Annotated in this window: 16 protein-coding genes and 1 tRNA gene; 7 read left to right on the forward strand and 10 right to left on the reverse strand. The window is 66.6% G+C overall.

Features of this window, described 5'->3' with window-relative positions; genetic code table 11:
* Positions 1 to 59 precede the first annotated feature (59 nt).
* From DIE23_RS18910 to DIE23_RS18920, 3 genes are read right to left on the reverse strand one after another with little or no spacing between them, the layout of a single operon-like run.
* On the reverse strand, positions 60 to 803 hold the full coding sequence (locus DIE23_RS18910; RefSeq protein ID WP_124613528.1) for a DUF2486 family protein: 744 nt from the start codon (positions 801 to 803) through the stop codon (positions 60 to 62).
* 25 nt (positions 804 to 828) lie between these two features.
* Entirely contained in the window at positions 829 to 1,245 is a 417-nt protein-coding gene (locus DIE23_RS18915) for a DNA polymerase III subunit chi (RefSeq protein ID WP_124613529.1), read from the reverse strand.
* 34 nt (positions 1,246 to 1,279) lie between these two features.
* Entirely contained in the window at positions 1,280 to 2,791 is a 1,512-nt protein-coding gene (locus tag DIE23_RS18920; protein WP_124613530.1) for a leucyl aminopeptidase, read from the reverse strand.
* A gap of 122 nt (positions 2,792 to 2,913) precedes the next feature.
* Between DIE23_RS18920 and lptF the strand changes: the two genes are divergently transcribed.
* From lptF to DIE23_RS18935, 3 genes are read left to right on the forward strand one after another with little or no spacing between them, the layout of a single operon-like run.
* Positions 2,914 to 4,005 (forward strand): LPS export ABC transporter permease LptF, encoded by a 1,092-nt coding sequence (lptF, locus tag DIE23_RS18925; protein WP_124613531.1) that lies wholly within the window; start codon positions 2,914 to 2,916, stop codon positions 4,003 to 4,005.
* Between the two features lie 3 nt (positions 4,006 to 4,008).
* The gene (gene lptG / locus DIE23_RS18930; protein WP_124613532.1) at positions 4,009 to 5,157 is read left to right on the forward strand and encodes an LPS export ABC transporter permease LptG; all 1,149 of its coding nucleotides are present in this window, start codon (positions 4,009 to 4,011) and stop codon (positions 5,155 to 5,157) included.
* A gap of 25 nt (positions 5,158 to 5,182) precedes the next feature.
* A complete protein-coding gene (locus DIE23_RS18935) occupies positions 5,183 to 5,566 on the forward strand; it encodes a sirohydrochlorin chelatase (RefSeq protein WP_124613533.1) in 384 nt (127 codons plus the stop codon).
* A gap of 118 nt (positions 5,567 to 5,684) precedes the next feature.
* Here DIE23_RS18935 and cobA read toward each other — a convergent pair whose 3' ends face one another.
* The 6 genes from cobA to DIE23_RS18965 form a co-directional block, all read right to left on the reverse strand.
* Positions 5,685 to 6,434 (reverse strand): uroporphyrinogen-III C-methyltransferase, encoded by a 750-nt coding sequence (gene cobA, locus DIE23_RS18940; protein ID WP_124613534.1) that lies wholly within the window; start codon positions 6,432 to 6,434, stop codon positions 5,685 to 5,687.
* Positions 6,435 to 6,511: 77 nt separating this feature from the next.
* On the reverse strand, positions 6,512 to 7,828 hold the full coding sequence (locus DIE23_RS18945; RefSeq protein WP_124613535.1) for a sulfate adenylyltransferase subunit 1: 1,317 nt from the start codon (positions 7,826 to 7,828) through the stop codon (positions 6,512 to 6,514).
* 22 nt (positions 7,829 to 7,850) lie between these two features.
* On the reverse strand, positions 7,851 to 8,813 hold the full coding sequence (gene cysD, locus DIE23_RS18950; RefSeq protein WP_124613536.1) for a sulfate adenylyltransferase subunit CysD: 963 nt from the start codon (positions 8,811 to 8,813) through the stop codon (positions 7,851 to 7,853).
* Positions 8,814 to 8,888: 75 nt separating this feature from the next.
* The gene (locus DIE23_RS18955; protein ID WP_124613537.1) at positions 8,889 to 9,632 is read right to left on the reverse strand and encodes a phosphoadenylyl-sulfate reductase; all 744 of its coding nucleotides are present in this window, start codon (positions 9,630 to 9,632) and stop codon (positions 8,889 to 8,891) included.
* Complete coding sequence (locus DIE23_RS18960) at positions 9,629 to 10,171, reverse strand: DUF934 domain-containing protein (protein WP_124613538.1); 543 nt, start codon at positions 10,169 to 10,171, stop codon at positions 9,629 to 9,631. The genes DIE23_RS18955 and DIE23_RS18960 overlap by 4 nt, the downstream gene beginning before the upstream one ends.
* Before the next feature lie 25 nt (positions 10,172 to 10,196).
* Positions 10,197 to 11,876: a nitrite/sulfite reductase gene (locus DIE23_RS18965; protein WP_124613539.1), complete on the reverse strand. Its 1,680-nt coding sequence runs from the start codon at positions 11,874 to 11,876 to the stop codon at positions 10,197 to 10,199.
* A 216-nt stretch (positions 11,877 to 12,092) separates the two neighbouring features.
* On the opposite strand from DIE23_RS18965, the gene DIE23_RS18970 reads away from it, so the two are divergent.
* From DIE23_RS18970 to DIE23_RS39595, 4 genes are all read left to right on the forward strand, one after another.
* Entirely contained in the window at positions 12,093 to 13,034 is a 942-nt protein-coding gene (locus DIE23_RS18970) for a CysB family HTH-type transcriptional regulator (protein ID WP_014896306.1), read from the forward strand.
* Between the two features lie 65 nt (positions 13,035 to 13,099).
* Positions 13,100 to 14,257 carry an ABC transporter substrate-binding protein gene (locus tag DIE23_RS18975; RefSeq protein WP_124613540.1) on the forward strand — a complete coding sequence of 386 codons (1,158 nt, stop codon included), beginning with the start codon at positions 13,100 to 13,102 and terminating at the stop codon, positions 14,255 to 14,257.
* A 95-nt stretch (positions 14,258 to 14,352) separates the two neighbouring features.
* Positions 14,353 to 14,437, forward strand: a tRNA-Leu gene (locus DIE23_RS18980).
* 151 nt (positions 14,438 to 14,588) lie between these two features.
* The gene (locus DIE23_RS39595; RefSeq protein WP_185646491.1) at positions 14,589 to 14,756 is read left to right on the forward strand and encodes a hypothetical protein; all 168 of its coding nucleotides are present in this window, start codon (positions 14,589 to 14,591) and stop codon (positions 14,754 to 14,756) included.
* 25 nt (positions 14,757 to 14,781) lie between these two features.
* On the opposite strand, the gene DIE23_RS18985 is transcribed toward DIE23_RS39595, so the two are convergent.
* Positions 14,782 to 15,684: a LysR family transcriptional regulator gene (locus DIE23_RS18985; RefSeq protein ID WP_124613541.1), complete on the reverse strand. Its 903-nt coding sequence runs from the start codon at positions 15,682 to 15,684 to the stop codon at positions 14,782 to 14,784.
* Positions 15,685 to 15,772 lie beyond the last annotated feature (88 nt).

The raw sequence follows: 15,772 nt of genomic DNA on the forward strand, positions 1-15,772 counted from the left end.
GTCAGCGACGATGACCGGAGCCGCGCCCGCGGTTCCTGCGCACGAAACGACCCGTGCGCTCAGCCTGAATGACCGCTCCGGCGGCGGGCGATCTCTGCGTCCACCGCGTCGCGGACCCACTCCATCACTTCGGTTTCGAGCGCCAGCGCCACTTCGCGCGTGATCTGGCCGACGAGCCAGGCCGTATGGTCGTGCAGCGCGTCGCGACAGCGTGCCTCGATGGCCTCGCGCCCTTCCCCGGTCAGATAATTCGTCAACCGGTTGCGCAAACGCTCGGCGATATGCTGCGTGTCCTCCGCCGTCAGCGCGGCGGCCGCATGCGCGTCCGGATGCGATGCGCCGGCGAGGTGACCGGTAGCCAGCCCACCGGCAGCCGGTGCGGCCGCAGGAGACAGCATCGCTGCGCCGGCGTCGCTCGACGTCGCCGCAACGCCGGCCTGCCGCGCTTCGTCGGCGGCCAGCGCGGTGCGCAGCGGCGCCTGCGCCGCAACCGACTCTTCGGCGACGACGTGCCCGGCGGCACCGGGTTCGGCAGGCGCATCGCTGTCGCCCGGCAGTTCGACGCTCGGGACCTCCGGCGTCGGCACCGGCTCGACCGTCACGGATTCGGGGTCGGTTTCCGTCTGTTCGGATGTGGCTGACGCCATGGCCGGATGGCCCGGCGCGAGCACGTCGGTCAGCACCGGCACGGCGGCGTCGTCACGCGGCGGCGCATCGGCCGCGGACGAACGCGCCGGCACCGGCTTGCCCGGCACCAGCACGTCGGTCAGCGTCGGGATCGAAGAGGATTCGGCTTGTGTCACGGGAATGCTCCGTCGACGGTTTCGGCTAGCTGCCCTGCTTGTAGTTGTTCAGCGCGTATCCGCGATCGCGGTAGAAACGGTAGCGGTCGCGGCCCGCGGCCAGTTCGTCCGGCGCATTGCCGACCACCTCGAGCAGGCGCTCGAAGCGGGCGAACTGCGCGGGCACGGCAGCGCCCAGGTTCAGCAGCACATGGTGGTGCGGCGCCTGGTCGAGATCGGCGGTCAGCAGGATCGGCGTGCCGGCCGCGTGCGCGCTGTCGACGCCGCAGTGCGGGATGAAATCGAGCGGCGAGAACGTCCAGAGCCGCTCGTCGAGCGCGCGCAGGCGCGCGGGTTCCGCGAGCACGACGACCGGCTGCCCGGCCTGGTAGGCCTTGCGCAGCAGCCGGCACGCGTACGCGAGCGAATCGCCGACGTTCGAATGGAAATCGATTCGCGTCATTGCCCGCGTACCCGCATCGTCGTGAGATCTGCCATCACTGGCCGGCGCGGTCGATCAGGAACTGCGCGAGCAGCGGCACCGGACGGCCGGTCGCACCCTTCGCCGCGCCGCCCTTCCACGCGGTGCCGGCGATGTCCAGGTGTGCCCACGGATAGCTTTCCGTGAAGCGCGACAGGAAGCACGCCGCCGTCACCGCACCGGCCGGACGCCCGCCGATGTTCGCGACATCCGCGAAATTCGACTTCAGCTGATCCTGGTACTCGTCGTCGAGCGGCATGCGCCACGCCGGATCGTTCGCTTCGCGCGATGCGTCGAGCAGTTCGCCCGCGAGTGCGTCGTCCTTCGAGAACAGGCCGCTGTTGTGGCCGCCGAGCGCGATCACGCACGCGCCCGTCAGCGTCGCCACGTCGATCACGGCGGCCGGCTTGAAGCGTTCCGCATAAGTGAGCGCGTCGCACAGGATCAGGCGACCCTCGGCGTCGGTGTTGAGCACCTCGATCGTCAGCCCCTTCATGCTGGTGACGATGTCGCCCGGCTTCGTCGCGTTGCCGCCCGGCATGTTCTCGCAGGTCGGCACGATCGCGACGACGTTGATCTTCAGGCCCATTTCGGCGACCGCACGCATCGTGCCGAGCACCGAACCCGCGCCGCACATGTCGTACTTCATCTCGTCCATGCCCTCGCCCGGCTTCAGCGAGATGCCGCCCGTGTCGAACGTGATGCCCTTGCCGACCAGCACGACCGGCGCGGCCTTCGCGGCGGCGCCCTGGTAGTGCAGCACGATGAACTGCGGCGGCTCGACCGACGCGCGCGCGACCGACAGGAACGATCCCATCTTGAGCGCCTGGATCTGCTTCAGGCCGAGCACCTCGGCCTTCAGACCCCAATCCTTCGCGATCTTCTTCGCGGTATTGCCGAGATAGGTCGGCGTGCACACGTTGCCGGGCAGGTTGCCCAGGTCGCGCGTGAGGTCCATCCCGTTCGCCAGCGCGACGGCCTGCTTGACCGCCAGCTTCGCCGCCTTTTCATCGGCCGGATCGACGCTGAACACGACGCGCTTGAGCACGTGCGACGCCGGTTCCGGCTTGCTCTTCATCTGCGTGAAGCGGTAGGTCTCGTTGCGCAGCGCGAGGATCGCCGCACGCACGCCCCAGTCGGAGCCGCGCTCGTCGACCGGCAGCTGCGCGAGCGTGAACGTGACCTGGACGACCTTGGTCGCCAGCAGCGCGCGCCACGCGGCCGTCACTGCGTCGTTGTAGGCCTTCTGATTGAAAGCATCCTGCTTGCCGAGGCCGACGAGCAGCACGCGCGACGCGCCGATGCCCGATACTTCGTGCAGGAACAGCGTCTTGCCGCGCTTGCCGTCCATGTCGCCAGCCTTCACCACGCGCGAGATCAGTCCCTTGGTGGCCGTGTCGATGTCGAGCGCCGCACCCGAGAGGGTCTGCGCCTCGAAGATGCCGAGCACGATGCAGTCGGACTTCCCGGTCAGGAACCCCTTGGCCTCGCCTTTGCTCCAATCACAGCCTTTTATGCTAAAGTCCATCGCGCTTGTCCTCGGATAAAATCTGGGCTAAGGATGAAAGCCGCAATTATCCGCTATTTTTCCCGTGGCGGCGCGAGCGCTCCACCACGCGTGCGCAGCCTCCCGCCCTCTTCTCATCAAGAATGATCTTCGAACGCTCCCTCCAGCGCGAGCTTGCGTATACGGCTGGCGCCGTGTTCATGGTGCTGCTCACGATCATGCTCACGACGATGATGATCCGCATCGTCGGCTATGCCGCGTCCGGTGAAATCGACCCGCGAGACGTGCTCGTGCTGATCGGCCTGACCGTGATCGGCTATCTCGCCGTGATGCTCGTCGTCACGCTGTTCGTGTCGATCCTGTTCGTGCTGACCCGGTGGTACCGGGACTCCGAAATGGTGGTCTGGCTTGCATCCGGCGTGAGCCTCACGCGCCTGATCAAGCCGATCGGCGTGTTCGCCACGCCGATCATCCTGCTGATCGCGTTCTTCGCGTTCGTCGGCTGGCCGTGGTCGAACCAGCAGAGCAAGATGATCAAGGCGCGCTTCCAGCAGCGCGACGAGATCTCGCTGCTCGCGCCGGGCCAGTTCCGCGAATCGGCCTCGAACCATCGCGTGTTCTTCATCGAGAAGATGTCGCCGGACCAGAGCAAGGTGCAGAACGTGTTCGTCACGTCGACCGAGAACGGCAAGGTCAATGTCGTCGTGTCGCACACGGGCCATACCGAAACCCGGGACGGCGATCGCTTCGTCGTACTGGAAGACGGCCGCCGCTACGACGGTACGCCCGGCCAACCGAACTTCAAGATCATGGAGTTCCAGCGCTACGGCGTGAAGATCACCAGCACCCCGGTCACCAACGTGCCGACCACCAACAGCACGCCGACGCCCGATCTGCTGCGCAACCCGACGCGCGACAACCTCGCGGAATTCGCGTGGCGCGCGGGGCTGCCGCTGATCGCGATCAACCTGATGGTGCTCGGCATTCCGCTTTCGTACCAGAACCCGCGCCGCAGCCGCACGATCAACCTCGTGATGGCCGTGCTGATCTACCTGACGTACTCGAACCTGCTGAACGTCGTGCAGGCGCAGATCGAGCAGGGCAAGATGTCGTTCGGCGTCGGCCTCGTCGGCCTGCACCTGGTCGTCGCGGTGATCGTCGCGTTCATCTTCTGGTTGCGCGTGCGCAATCGTCCGCTGTTTACACGCGCGCTGTTCGGCCGCTCGGGAGCATGATCGATGCGGCTCTATGAAAAATACTTCGCGCGACAGATCTACGTCACGTTCGTCTTCATCCTGTTCGCGTTCTCGGGCCTGTTCTTCTTCTTCGACCTGATCAGCGAACTGAACTCGGTCGGGCACGGCAACTACAAGTTCGGCTACGCGGTGCTGCGCGTCGCGCTGCAAGCTCCGTCGCGCTTCTACGAGATCATCCCGGTCGCCGCGCTGATCAGCGCGATCTACGTGTTCGCGCAAATGGCCGCGAACTCGGAATTCACGATCTTCCGCGTGTCGGGCCTCGCGACCAACCAGGCGCTGCGCTCGCTGCTGAAGATCGGCATTCCGCTCGTGATCATCACCTACCTGATCGGCGAGTTCGTCGGCCCGTACGCCGACCAGCTGTCCGAACGCGTGCGGCTGCAGGCGCTCGGCGCGTCGGTGTCGTCGAACTTCCAGTCCGGCGTGTGGGTGAAGGACACGCTCGCGGCACGCGAGAACGGCGATCAGGTCACGCGCTTCGTCAACGTCGGCAGCCTGTCGCCCGACTCGACGATCAGCAACGTGCGCATCTACGAGTTCGACTCGAAATTCCAGCTGCAGAACGTGCGGATCGCGCAGACGGGCCGCTACGAGCCGCCCGGCCACTGGCTGCTCAAGGGTGTCACGGAAACCGAACTGACGCCGATCAAGCCGATCAGCGGCGCACCGGCCGACGCGCTGAACCCCGTGTACCGGTCGCAGCAAGTGACACTGCCCGAATACCGGCTGCGCTCGGACCTGACGCCGCAGATCCTGTCGGTGCTGCTCGTGTCGCCGGAACGGATGTCGATCATCAACCTGTTCCGCTACATCCAGCACTTGCGCGAAAACCAGCAGGACACGCAGCGCTACGACATCGCGCTGTGGCGCAAGCTGCTTTACCCGTTCGCAGTGTTCGTGATGCTCGTGCTGTCACTGCCGTTCGCGTACCTGCACACGCGTGCCGGCGTGGTCGGCGTGAAGGTGTTCGGCGGCATCATGCTCGGCATGAGCTTCCAGCTGCTCAACACGCTGTTCTCGCACATCGGCACGCTGAACACGTGGCCCGCGCCGCTGACCGCGGCGACGCCGGGCCTCATCTATCTCGCGCTCGGCCTGTTCGCGCTCAAGTGGGTCGACCGGCACTGAGCGCCGTCACGACGGAGGCTTCGACATGAGTTCGCACGGCATCGTCCTGTTCGGCCACGGCGCACGCGATCCGCGCTGGGCCGAGCCGTTCGCGCGGCTCGCCGCGCGGTTGCGCGGGGCCGGCTCCCCTGCCCCGCACGTATCGCTCGCGTTTCTCGAACTGATGACGCCGTCGCTCGATACGGCCGTCGCCGCGCAGGTCGCGGCCGGCTGCACGCGCATCACCGTGGTGCCCGTGTTCTTCGGTCAGGGCGGGCACGTCCGCCGCGACCTGCCGCAGCTCGTCGACGCGTGCCGAGCCACGCATCCGGGCATCGAGATTCGTTGCGCGACGGCCGTCGGTGAAGACGACGGCGTACTCGATGCGATCGCGCGCTACTGCATCGACCAGGTCGGCCGCGACGCGTAAGCGAATTGGCGGGCCCGAACAAAAAAGCGCCGGCTTCCGAAGAAGCCGGCGCTTTTCATTTGGCCCGCGGACCGACGGCAATCGACGCATCGCTTGCCGCCAGGACCGCTACCGAGACTCAAGCGGCACTGCGCAACGTATCACCCTCTTTCGCGAGCCGCACACGTTCGGCGAACGCATCGCCGATCATCAGCAGGCTCGGCTCCGCCGGATCGAGCCACGCCTGCGCACCACCCGCCGCCATCTGCGCGAGCGTCAGCGTCAGCGTGCGCTCGCGCGCGGTGCTGCAGGCCTCGACGATCGCCACCGGCGTCGCGGGCGCACGGCCCGCGTCGATCAGTTCCTGCGCGATGCCCGGCGCGCTGTCGCGGCCCATGTAGTAGACGATCGAATCGGCGCGCGCGGCCTCGCGAATCTCGTCGCTGCCCGGTGCTCGGCTGTGCGTCGCGAACGCGACACTGCGCGATACGCCGCGCAACGTCAGCGAGCGCTTCAGCGCCGCCGCACCGGCCAGCGCCGCGGTGATGCCCGGCACGACCTCGTAGTCGATGCCGGCCGCCTCCAGCGCGCGCATTTCCTCTTCGGCGCGACCGAACAGCATCGGGTCGCCGCCCTTCAGACGCACGACGCACGCATGCTCGCGCGCCGCGTCGACGATCTGCTTGTTGATGAAGTGCTGCGCGGTCGAACGCTGCCCACAACGCTTGCCGACCGCGATCTTCCGCGCGTTCGGCGCGTAATCGAGCATCGCCGGCTCGACGAGCGCATCGTGCAGCACGACGTCGGCTTGCTCGAGCAGCCGCGCGCCACGCACCGTGATGAGGTCCGCCGCGCCCGGCCCCGCTCCGATCAGATACACCTTGCTCATGTTTGTCGCTTCGCTTGTCCTGCTCGTGCGGACGGCGGCCGGCTCCGCGCCGCCGCGAGGGCGGCGCTGAACGCCGGTTACGCCGAGAACGCCCGAATCATGCCGGCGGCGACCGTGTGGTGCGTCGCCTCGTCGATCAGCACGAACGCGCCCGTGCCCGGGTGCGCGTCGTAGGTATCGCAGACGATCGGCTTCTGCAGCGTCAGCGCGACGCGGCCGATGTCGTTCATCTTCAGTTCCTGGCGGTCGGTCGCGTGCGACAGCGTATGCACGTCGAGCACTTCCTTGACCGCGCCGATCTTCGCGAACACCGTGCTCGTGGTCTGCTTCAGCAGGTACTTGCGCTGCGGCGACAGCGGCGTCTCGTCGAACCAGCACAGGTCGGCCTCGAGCTTCTTCGCCGGCTCGACCGGCTCGCCGGTCGTGACGAACATGTCGCCGCGCGACACGTCGACATCCTCTTCGAGGCGAATCGTCACCGTCTGGCCCGCGAACGCGTGCGCGACGGACGCGGTGCCGCCCGGCACCGGTGCGACGATCTCGGCGATCGTCGCGGTGCGGTTCGACGGCAACACGACGATTGCGTCGCCGACCTTCACCTCGCCCGATTCGATCCGGCCCATGTAGCCGCGGAAATCGTCGGCCGAGCTGCCGTCCTGGCGTGCGACCCACTGCACCGGGAAGCGCAGCGCGTCATGCGCCTGCGTCTCGACCGGCAGCGATTCGAGCACATCGAGCAGCGGCTCGCCCGCGTACCACGGCATGCGCTCGCTCGCTCCGACGATGTTGTCGCCCTTCAGCGCCGACACCGGCACGAAACGCACGTCTTTCAGGCCGAGCTGCTTCGCGAGCGCGACGTACGCGTCGCGAATCTCGTTGAAGCGTGCTTCACTGTAGTCGACGAGGTCCATCTTGTTGATCGCGACGATCACGTGCTGCAGCGCGAGCAGCTTCACGATCGCGCTGTGGCGCTTCGTTTGCGGCAGCAGTTCCGCGACGCCGTTCTCGATCGTCACGCGCGTCGCGTCGACCAGGATGATCGCCGCATGCGCGGTCGATGCGCCCGTCACCATGTTGCGCGTGTACTGCTCGTGGCCCGGCGTGTCGGCGATGATGAACTTGCGCTTCGCGGTCGCGAAATAGCGGTAGGCGACGTCGATCGTGATGCCCTGCTCGCGCTCGGCCTCGAGCCCGTCCGTCAGCAGCGCGAGGTCGATCTCGTCGCCGACCGTGCGCTTGTTCTTCGCGCGCGACAGCGCGGACAGCTGGTCGGACAGCACGGCCTTGCTGTCGTACAGCAGGCGGCCGATCAGCGTGCTCTTGCCGTCGTCGACGCTGCCCGCGGTGATGAAGCGCAACACGCCGAGGTCTTCGGTGTTCTCGATGATGCTCATGATGTGAATGTCCTCGTGTGCTTCAGAAATAACCTTGCTTCTTGCGCTGTTCCATCGCGGCTTCGGATGCCTGGTCGTCCATCCGGGTCGCGCCGCGTTCGGTGATCTCGGTCACCGCCGTCTCGGCGATGATCTTCTCGACGTCGTCCGCGTCGCTCTCGACCGGGCACGTGCAGCTGATGTCGCCGACCGTGCGGAAGCGCACCTGCGCGAGTTCGCTCGTCTCGCCGTCACGCATCGGCGTGAGCGGCGTGACCGGCACGAGCAGCCCGTTGCGGCGCACGATCTCGCGCTGGTGCGCGTAGTAGATCGACGGCAGTTCGAGGTTCTCGCGCGCGATGTACTGCCACACGTCGAGTTCGGTCCAGTTCGAGATCGGGAACACGCGCAGGTGCTCGCCCTTGTGCAGGCGCGCGTTGTACAGGCTCCACAATTCCGGGCGCTGCGCCTTCGGATCCCACTGGCCGAATTCGTCGCGGAACGAGAAGATCCGCTCCTTTGCACGCGCCTTTTCTTCGTCACGGCGCGCGCCGCCGATCAGCGCCGTGTAGCCGTGCTGTTCGATCGTTTCGAGCAGCGTGACGGCCTGCGCGGCGTTGCGCGAATCGGTCTCGCGGCGCAGCACGACCGTGCCGCGCTTGATCGAATCCTCGACGTGGCCGACCACCAGCTCGGCCCCGAGCTCTTGCGCACGGCGGTCGCGGAAATCGATCACTTCCGCGTAGTTGTGGCCCGTGTCGATGTGCACGAGCGGGAACGGCAGCGTCGTCTTGCGGTTCGCGCCGAGGCCGAATGCCTTCAGCGCGAGGTGCAGCACGACGACCGAGTCTTTGCCGCCCGAGAACAACAGCGCCGGCTTGCTGCACTCGGCAACGAGTTCGCGCAGGATGTGGATCGACTCGGCTTCGAGCCAGTCGAGATGGCCCATGCGGTCGTCGGAACCGGTGGGCGGGGCAAAGGCGGATTGCTCGAGCGTCGTGCTCATGATTTCAGTCCTTCTCTTCTGGGTTCGTGCCGCCCGCTGTCGCAGGCGGCACAAGATTCGGTTTCTTGTCGGCTTTCAGTGCGCGGCGCCGGCGTCGGCAACTGCGGGAATCGGGGTGATCGTGATGTGCAGCCCGCATTCCTTCGTGTCGCGCGACTCCCACCACCAGCGGCCCGCCCGGCTGTCCTCGCCGGGGCGGATCGCACGCGTGCAGGGCTCGCAGCCGATGCTCGGGTAGCCGCGCGCGTGCAGCGGGTTGACCGGCACGTCGAACGCCTTAAGGTACGCCCACACGTCGGCTTCCGTCCAGTCGGCGAGCGGGTTGTACTTCGCGATCCCGCGCGCTTCGTCCTGTTCTGCCTCGTGCAACTCCGCACGCGTCACCGACTGCTCGCGGCGCTGGCCCGTGACCCACGCGCCGACGTCGGCCAGCGCGCGGTTCAGCGGCTCGACCTTGCGAATGTGGCAGCACGACTTGCGCAGCTCGACGCTTTCGTAGAACGCATTCAGGCCGTGCTCGGCGACGTACTGGTCGACCGCGTCCTGCTGCGGGTGAAACTGCTCGATCTCGTAGCCGTAGCGCTCGCGCACGCGGTCGATCATGCCCAGCGTTTCCGCGTGCAGGCGGCCGGTGTTCAGCGAGAAGATGCCGATCGACACGCCCTTCGACAGGATCGCATGCGTGAGCAGCATGTCTTCCGCGGCGAGGCTGCTCGCGAACTTCACCTTCTCGTGGCTCGCGCCGATCTGCGCAAGCAGCGCATCGAGGCGCTCGACCTTCGCGGCCAGTTCCGGCGTCAGTGCGGTCGCGGTGCTCATGCGCTCACCTTGGCGTCGGGCGCAGCGGCGCGGCGGCGGAACAGCGGAGCCGGCTCGTCGAACGCGCCCTGGTAACGCTGCGTGAATTCGCCGAACGCGTTCAGCGCGTCGTGGATGTCCTTGTCGGCACGCACCGCGAACGCGTCGAAGCCGCAACGCGACATGTACAGCAGCTGGTCGCGCAGCACGTCGCCGATCGCGCGCAGCTCGCCGGTCCAGCCGTGGCGCTCGCGCAGCAGGCGCGCGATGCTGTAGCCGCGACCGTCCGCGAAGCGCGGGAAATCGACGGCGATCAGCGAGATCGCACCGAAGTCGGCCACGAGATCGGCCGGCTCGCTGTCCGGCGCGAACCACACGCCGAGTTCGTCCTTCGTCTTCGCGGCGACGAGCGCCGCGCGCTCGGCCTGCCACAGGGTGAACGGCACCAGCACCTTGCCGGCCGGCAATGCGTCGACCGCGGGCAGCGCACCGTCTTCCGCCGCGCGCACGACCTGCCATGCGTCGTCGATCACTGCGCGGTTCTTGATAATCGAAGCCATCTGCAAATTCCTTCTACCCGGTTGGTTACGCGTTCACTGCCTGGCGCGCCGCATACACGCGCTCCTTGAACGGGGCGATGCCGATGCGGTCATACGTGTCGATGAAGCGCTCGCCGTCGATGCGTGCTTCGACGAACGTGTCGATCAGCTTCGCGATCACGTCCGGCACTTCTTCCGCGGAGAACGACGGCCCGATCACGCGGCCGAGGCGCGCGCCGTTCCGGCCCGTGCCCTGCTCGCCGCCGAGCGACACCTGGTACCACTCGGCACCGTCCTTGTCGACGCCGAGGATGCCGATGTTGCCCACGTGATGATGACCGCACGAGTTCATGCAACCGGAAATGTTCAGCGACAGGTCGCCGAGGTCGTACACGTAGTCCAGATCGTCGAAACGCTGCTGGATCCCCAGCGCGATCGGGATCGACTTCGCGTTCGCGAGCGAGCAGAAGTCGCCGCCCGGGCACGCGATGATATCGGTCAGGAGGCCGATGTTCGGCGTCGCGAAACCGGCTGCCTTCGCCTTTTCCCACACCGCGAACAGGTCGCGCTTCTTCACGTTCGCGAGGATCAGGTTCTGCTCGTGCGACACGCGCAGTTCACCGTACGAGTACGCGTCGGCCCAGTCGGCCACCAGGTCCATCTGCGCGTCGGTCGCGTCGCCCGGGGCCACGCGGTGGTCCTTCAGCGACAGCGTGACGGCGGCATAGCCCGGCACCTTGTGCGGCGCGACGTTGCGCTCGACCCAGCGCGCGAACGCCTTGTTCTCGAGCAGGTGCTGTTCGAACGACGCGTCGGTGTCGGCGAGCTTCTCGTAGACGGGCGGCTGGAAGTACTGCGACACGCGGTCGAGCTCGGCCTGCGTGAGCGTCGACGGGCCGTCCTTCAGGTGCTGCCACTCTTCCTCGACCTGCTGCGCGAACTTCGCGGGCGACAGCGCCTTCACGAGGATCTTGATACGCGCCTTGTACAGGTTGTCGCGGCGACCGTAGCGGTTGTACACGCGCAGCACGGCTTCGCAGTAGGTGATCAGGTGCTGCCACGGCAGGTCTTCCTTGATCACCGCGCCGACGATCGGCGTACGGCCGAGGCCGCCGCCCGCGAGGATGCTCGCGACCACTTCGCCCTGCGCGTTCTTCTTCAGGTACACGCCGAGGTCGTGGATCTGGACGGCCGCGCGGTCGTCTTTCGAGCCGGACACCGCGATCTTGAACTTGCGCGGCAGCCATGCGAATTCGGGATGGAACGTCGACCACTGGCGCAGGATCTCGGACCACGGACGCGGATCGATCTCTTCGTCCTGCGCGACGCCGGCGAACTGGTCGGCCGTGATGTTGCGGATGCAGTTGCCCGACGTCTGGATCGCGTGCATCTGCACCGATGCGAGCTTCGCGAGGATCTCGGGCGTGTCTTCCAGTTCGACCCAGTTGAACTGGATGTTCGAGCGGGTCGAGAAGTGGCCGTAGCCGCGGTCGTGCTCGCGGGCGATGCGCGCCAGCATGCGGAGCTGCTCGCTGCGCAGGTTGCCGTACGGAATCGCGATGCGGTGCATGTACGCGTGGCGCTGCATGTACAGGCCGTTCTGCAGGCGCAGCGGACGGAACTCGTCTTCGCTCAACTCGCCCGACAGGCGGCGGCGCACCTGATCGCGGTACTGCGCGACTCGCTCGTCGACGATCGTCTGGTCGTACTGGTCGTACTGATACATTCGGGGACCCCAGGGTTTTCGTGGTGACCGCGCGACGTCCTAGCCACGTCGCGCCCGAATCTCCGTTCCGCCGCCACCGCCGGCCTTCCGCTGCCCGGCTGGATTGCTAATGACGAAAACAGATATCCATATTTGAAAAACTCCGGTGAATCGTAATAAACTCGCCTTATATTTCAAACGACTAAAAAATTCTGTTGATATGCGGAAGGGTTATAAATGAACCTGCACCAATTTCGCTTCGTGCGCGAGGCCGTCCGGCAGAATTTCAACCTCACCGAGGCCGCCAAGGCGCTCTATACGTCGCAACCGGGGGTATCGAAGGCGATCATCGAGCTCGAGGACGAGCTCGGCGTCGAGATCTTCACGCGGCACGGCAAGCGCGTGCGCTCACTCACCGAGCCGGGCAGGATCATCCTCGCATCGGTCGAGCGGATCCTGCAGGAAGTTGAAAGCCTGAAAAGGGTCGGAAAAGATTATGCGGCGCAGGATCAGGGCAACCTGACGATCGCCGCCACCCACACGCAGGCCCGCTACTCGCTGCCGGCCGCCATCGCCGAGTTCAAGAAGCGCTTTCCGAAGGTGCACCTGTCGATCCTGCAGGGCAGCCCGACGCAGGTCGCCGAGATGGTGATCCACGACCAGGCCGATCTCGCGATCGCGACCGAGGCGATCTCCGACTACAAGGAACTCGTGTCGCTGCCCTGCTTCCAGTGGCATCACGCGGCCGTGGTGCCGGCCGACCACCCGCTGCTCGAACGCAAGCCGGTCACGCTGGACGATCTCGCGCAGTACCCGCTGATCACGTACGACGACGCGTTCGCGGGCCGCAAGAAGATCAACCATGCGTTCGCGCTGCGCGGGCTGTCGCCGGACATCGTGCTCGAGGCGATCGACGCCGACGTGATCAAGACCTATGTCGAGCTCGGCCTCGGCGTCGGGATCATGGCCGACATCGCATTCAACCCGGAGCGCGACCGCAACCTGCGGCTGATTCCGGTCGGCCACCTGTTCGGCAGCAACGTGACGCGCGTCGCGCTCAAGCAGGGCGCCTACCTGCGCAGCTATGTGTATACGCTCGTCGAACTACTGTCGCCGACGCTGAACCGCAAGCTGATCGAGCAGGCGCTCAAGGGCGAATCCGAATCGTACGAGCTTTGACGGACAGGTATAAGTACAGGGGCACAACTCGCGCCCCTTTTTATTGCCCGACGGAGAATTCCCGCATGACGCTTCCCGCCCTGTTGCGCCGCGCCGCCGGCGCCGCCCTCGTGCTCGCCTGCGCGGCCGCGCATGCCGACCTGAAGGTCGGCGTCGACCTGTCGTCGACCGGCCCGGCCGCCGTGATCGGCATCACCAGCAAGAACGCGATCCTGATGTGGCCGAAGACGATCGCCGGGCAGCCGGTGCAGGTGACGGTGCTCGACGACGCGTCCGATCCGGGCACCGCCGTGCGCAACATCCGCAAGCTGGTCGACGAGGATCACGTCGACGTCGTGGTCGGGCCGAACATCACGCCGGCCGCGCTCGCGGCGCTCGACGCGGTGGCAGCCGCCCAGACGCCGATGATCACGCTGGTCGGCTCCGGCGCGATCGTCGAGCCGCAGGAAGGCGCGCGGACCTGGGCATTCAAGATGGCGCAGAGCGACAGCGCGATGGCCGACGTGATGACGCGCTACATGGCCAACCACGGCGTGAAGACGGTCGGCTTCATCGGCTTCGCGGACAGCTATGGCGACAGCTGGCTGAATGAATTCACGCGCTTCGCGGAAGTCCGCAAGATTCGCGTGATCGCGACGGAGCGCTTCAACCGCACCGACGCGAGCGTCACCGGCCAGGCGCTGAAGCTGATCGCGGCGAAGCCCGACGCGATCCTGATCGCGGGCTCGGGCACACCGGCCGTGCTGCCGCAGCGCACGCTGATCGAGCGCGGCTACAAGGGCGCGATCTACCAGACGCACGGGATCGCGACGCCGGAATTCATCAAGCTCGGCGGCAAGGACGTCGACGGGACGCTGTTCCCGACCCAGCCGGTCGTCGTCGCGCGCACGCTGCCTGCCGACCATCCGGCCCGCAAGGCCGCGCTCGCGTTCGTCGATGCATATGAAGCGAGATACGGCGCCGGCACCGTCACGCAATTCGCGGGCGACGCGGGGGGCGTGTACGCGCGCCTCGTCGACGCGGTCGGCCGCGCGCTCAAGGCCGCGCAGCCCGGCACGCCGGCCTTCCGCGCGGCGCTGCGGCGCGAACTCGAACGCGCGCACGAACTCGTCGTGCCGAACGGCGTCGTCAACACCAGCGACAAGGATCACGTGGGGCTCGATCAGCGCGCGAGCGTGATGGGGATCGTGAAGCACGGCCAGTTCGTCTACCTGAGCCAGTAACGTACGGGCGGTCGCCGGACAGCTTGCCCAGTGCCCCGTTTTCCGCCATAATTTGCCTTTCGCCGCGCACAATCGCATGCGCGGCCAGAATCAAAGCCCAGGTGGTGAAATTGGTAGACGCAGGGGACTCAAAATCCCCCGCCGCAAGGCGTGCCGGTTCGATTCCGGCCCTGGGCACCAGTATTTCGCAGCGTCATGCGCTGTACCTGTCGAAACCCGCGCAAGCTCACCGCTTCGCGGGTTTTTTGTTTTTGCCGCGCCCAACGCACACCGCAACGCGCACCTCCCCCGGCGGTCCAAGCATCAGGACACGCAAGCACGGAGGCCGCCCATGTCCACGCGCGTCATTTCAAGCCGGATCTGTCGCGGCGTGCTTGCCGCGCTGCTGTCGATCACGCTGGGCGGATGCGACCTGCTGCGCGAGCCGCCCGTGCCCGAGTGGCCGGGGCCGCATGCGCCCTACCCGTTCCCGGACAACATTCCGCACCGCACCGAGTGATCCGGCGGCGTGCCGCCCGTCACGCTCAGGCCATCAATTCGCGGACGAAGTCGAGAAACACCCGCACCTTCGCGGCGACGAGGTTCGACGCGTGGTGATACGCATAAAGCGGGAAGGTCTCGTCCGTCCATTCCGGCAGCAGCAGGACCAGCCGCCCGTCGGCGAGGATGTCCCGCGCATAGAGTTCCAGCAGTTGCGCAATGCCGACACCGCCGAGGCAGGCGCCGAGCAGGCCGCCCGTGTCATTGACAGTCAGCCTGCCGGCGGCGTCGACCGACACGACCTCCTTGCCCCGGTGAAATTCCCATTCGTACGGCCGTCCGGTCACGGGATCGCGGATCAGCACGCAACTGTGACCGTCCGCGAGATCCCGAGGGTGCCGCGGTTCGCCATGACGCGCGACATAGGCCGCCGACGCGCAGGTCAGCACGCGCGTCTCGAGCAGCAGCCGCGCACGGTACGACGACGGCTCCGGAATGCCGAAGCGCACTGCCACGTCGAACCCGTCGGCGACGAGATCGCCCATCCGGTCGCGCACGCTGATCTCGACGGACAGTTCGAGGAAGCGGTCGAGGAATTCCGCCATCCGGGGCGCCAGCACGTAGTGGCCGAACGTGCCGTCCACATTCACCCGCAGCCGCCCCCTGACGCGCGCCGTCGAACGGCCGGCGTCGACCGCCGCCTCCTCGATACCGGCCAGCAGCGGCGCGACCGCCTCGTAAAAGCGCCGCCCTTCGTCGGTCAACGTGATCGCGCGCGCCGTCCGGTTGAAGATCCGGATGCCGACGCGCTCCTCCAGCCGAGCAACGGCACGACTCACGGCCGGCTGCGTCAGCCCCATCGCCTCGCCCGCGCGCGCGAAGGTGCCTGCCTCGATCACCGCCGAAAGCACGCCGATGCCGCTCAGGAGTCTGCTGTCAAATGCCATGAGACATACTTTTAGTCATTCTTTATCTGATCATTATTCATTATTTTTATTTATCGAGGAAGCCTACATTAGTCCTGTCGCCGGCTCG

Origin of the sequence: Burkholderia sp. Bp9143 (assembly GCF_003853645.1) — a bacterium.
Classification (GTDB): domain Bacteria; phylum Pseudomonadota; class Gammaproteobacteria; order Burkholderiales; family Burkholderiaceae; genus Burkholderia.

What these genes read in the sequence shown, in the direction of transcription:
- DIE23_RS18915 (WP_124613529.1), bottom strand. Translation starts at nt 1,245, where the DNA reads ATGACGCGAATCGATTTCCATTCGAACGTCGGCGATTCGCTCGCGTAC.
- DIE23_RS18920 (WP_124613530.1), bottom strand. Translation starts at nt 2,791, where the DNA reads ATGGACTTTAGCATAAAAGGCTGTGATTGGAGCAAAGGCGAGGCCAAG.
- lptF (WP_124613531.1), top strand. Translation starts at nt 2,914, where the DNA reads ATGATCTTCGAACGCTCCCTCCAGCGCGAGCTTGCGTATACGGCTGGC.
- lptG (WP_124613532.1), top strand. Translation starts at nt 4,009, where the DNA reads ATGCGGCTCTATGAAAAATACTTCGCGCGACAGATCTACGTCACGTTC.
- DIE23_RS18935 (WP_124613533.1), top strand. Translation starts at nt 5,183, where the DNA reads ATGAGTTCGCACGGCATCGTCCTGTTCGGCCACGGCGCACGCGATCCG.
- cobA (WP_124613534.1), bottom strand. Translation starts at nt 6,434, where the DNA reads ATGAGCAAGGTGTATCTGATCGGAGCGGGGCCGGGCGCGGCGGACCTC.
- DIE23_RS18945 (WP_124613535.1), bottom strand. Translation starts at nt 7,828, where the DNA reads ATGAGCATCATCGAGAACACCGAAGACCTCGGCGTGTTGCGCTTCATC.
- cysD (WP_124613536.1), bottom strand. Translation starts at nt 8,813, where the DNA reads ATGAGCACGACGCTCGAGCAATCCGCCTTTGCCCCGCCCACCGGTTCC.
- DIE23_RS18955 (WP_124613537.1), bottom strand. Translation starts at nt 9,632, where the DNA reads ATGAGCACCGCGACCGCACTGACGCCGGAACTGGCCGCGAAGGTCGAG.
- DIE23_RS18960 (WP_124613538.1), bottom strand. Translation starts at nt 10,171, where the DNA reads ATGGCTTCGATTATCAAGAACCGCGCAGTGATCGACGACGCATGGCAG.
- DIE23_RS18965 (WP_124613539.1), bottom strand. Translation starts at nt 11,876, where the DNA reads ATGTATCAGTACGACCAGTACGACCAGACGATCGTCGACGAGCGAGTC.
- DIE23_RS18970 (WP_014896306.1), top strand. Translation starts at nt 12,093, where the DNA reads ATGAACCTGCACCAATTTCGCTTCGTGCGCGAGGCCGTCCGGCAGAAT.
- DIE23_RS18975 (WP_124613540.1), top strand. Translation starts at nt 13,100, where the DNA reads ATGACGCTTCCCGCCCTGTTGCGCCGCGCCGCCGGCGCCGCCCTCGTG.
- DIE23_RS39595 (WP_185646491.1), top strand. Translation starts at nt 14,589, where the DNA reads ATGTCCACGCGCGTCATTTCAAGCCGGATCTGTCGCGGCGTGCTTGCC.
- DIE23_RS18985 (WP_124613541.1), bottom strand. Translation starts at nt 15,684, where the DNA reads ATGGCATTTGACAGCAGACTCCTGAGCGGCATCGGCGTGCTTTCGGCG.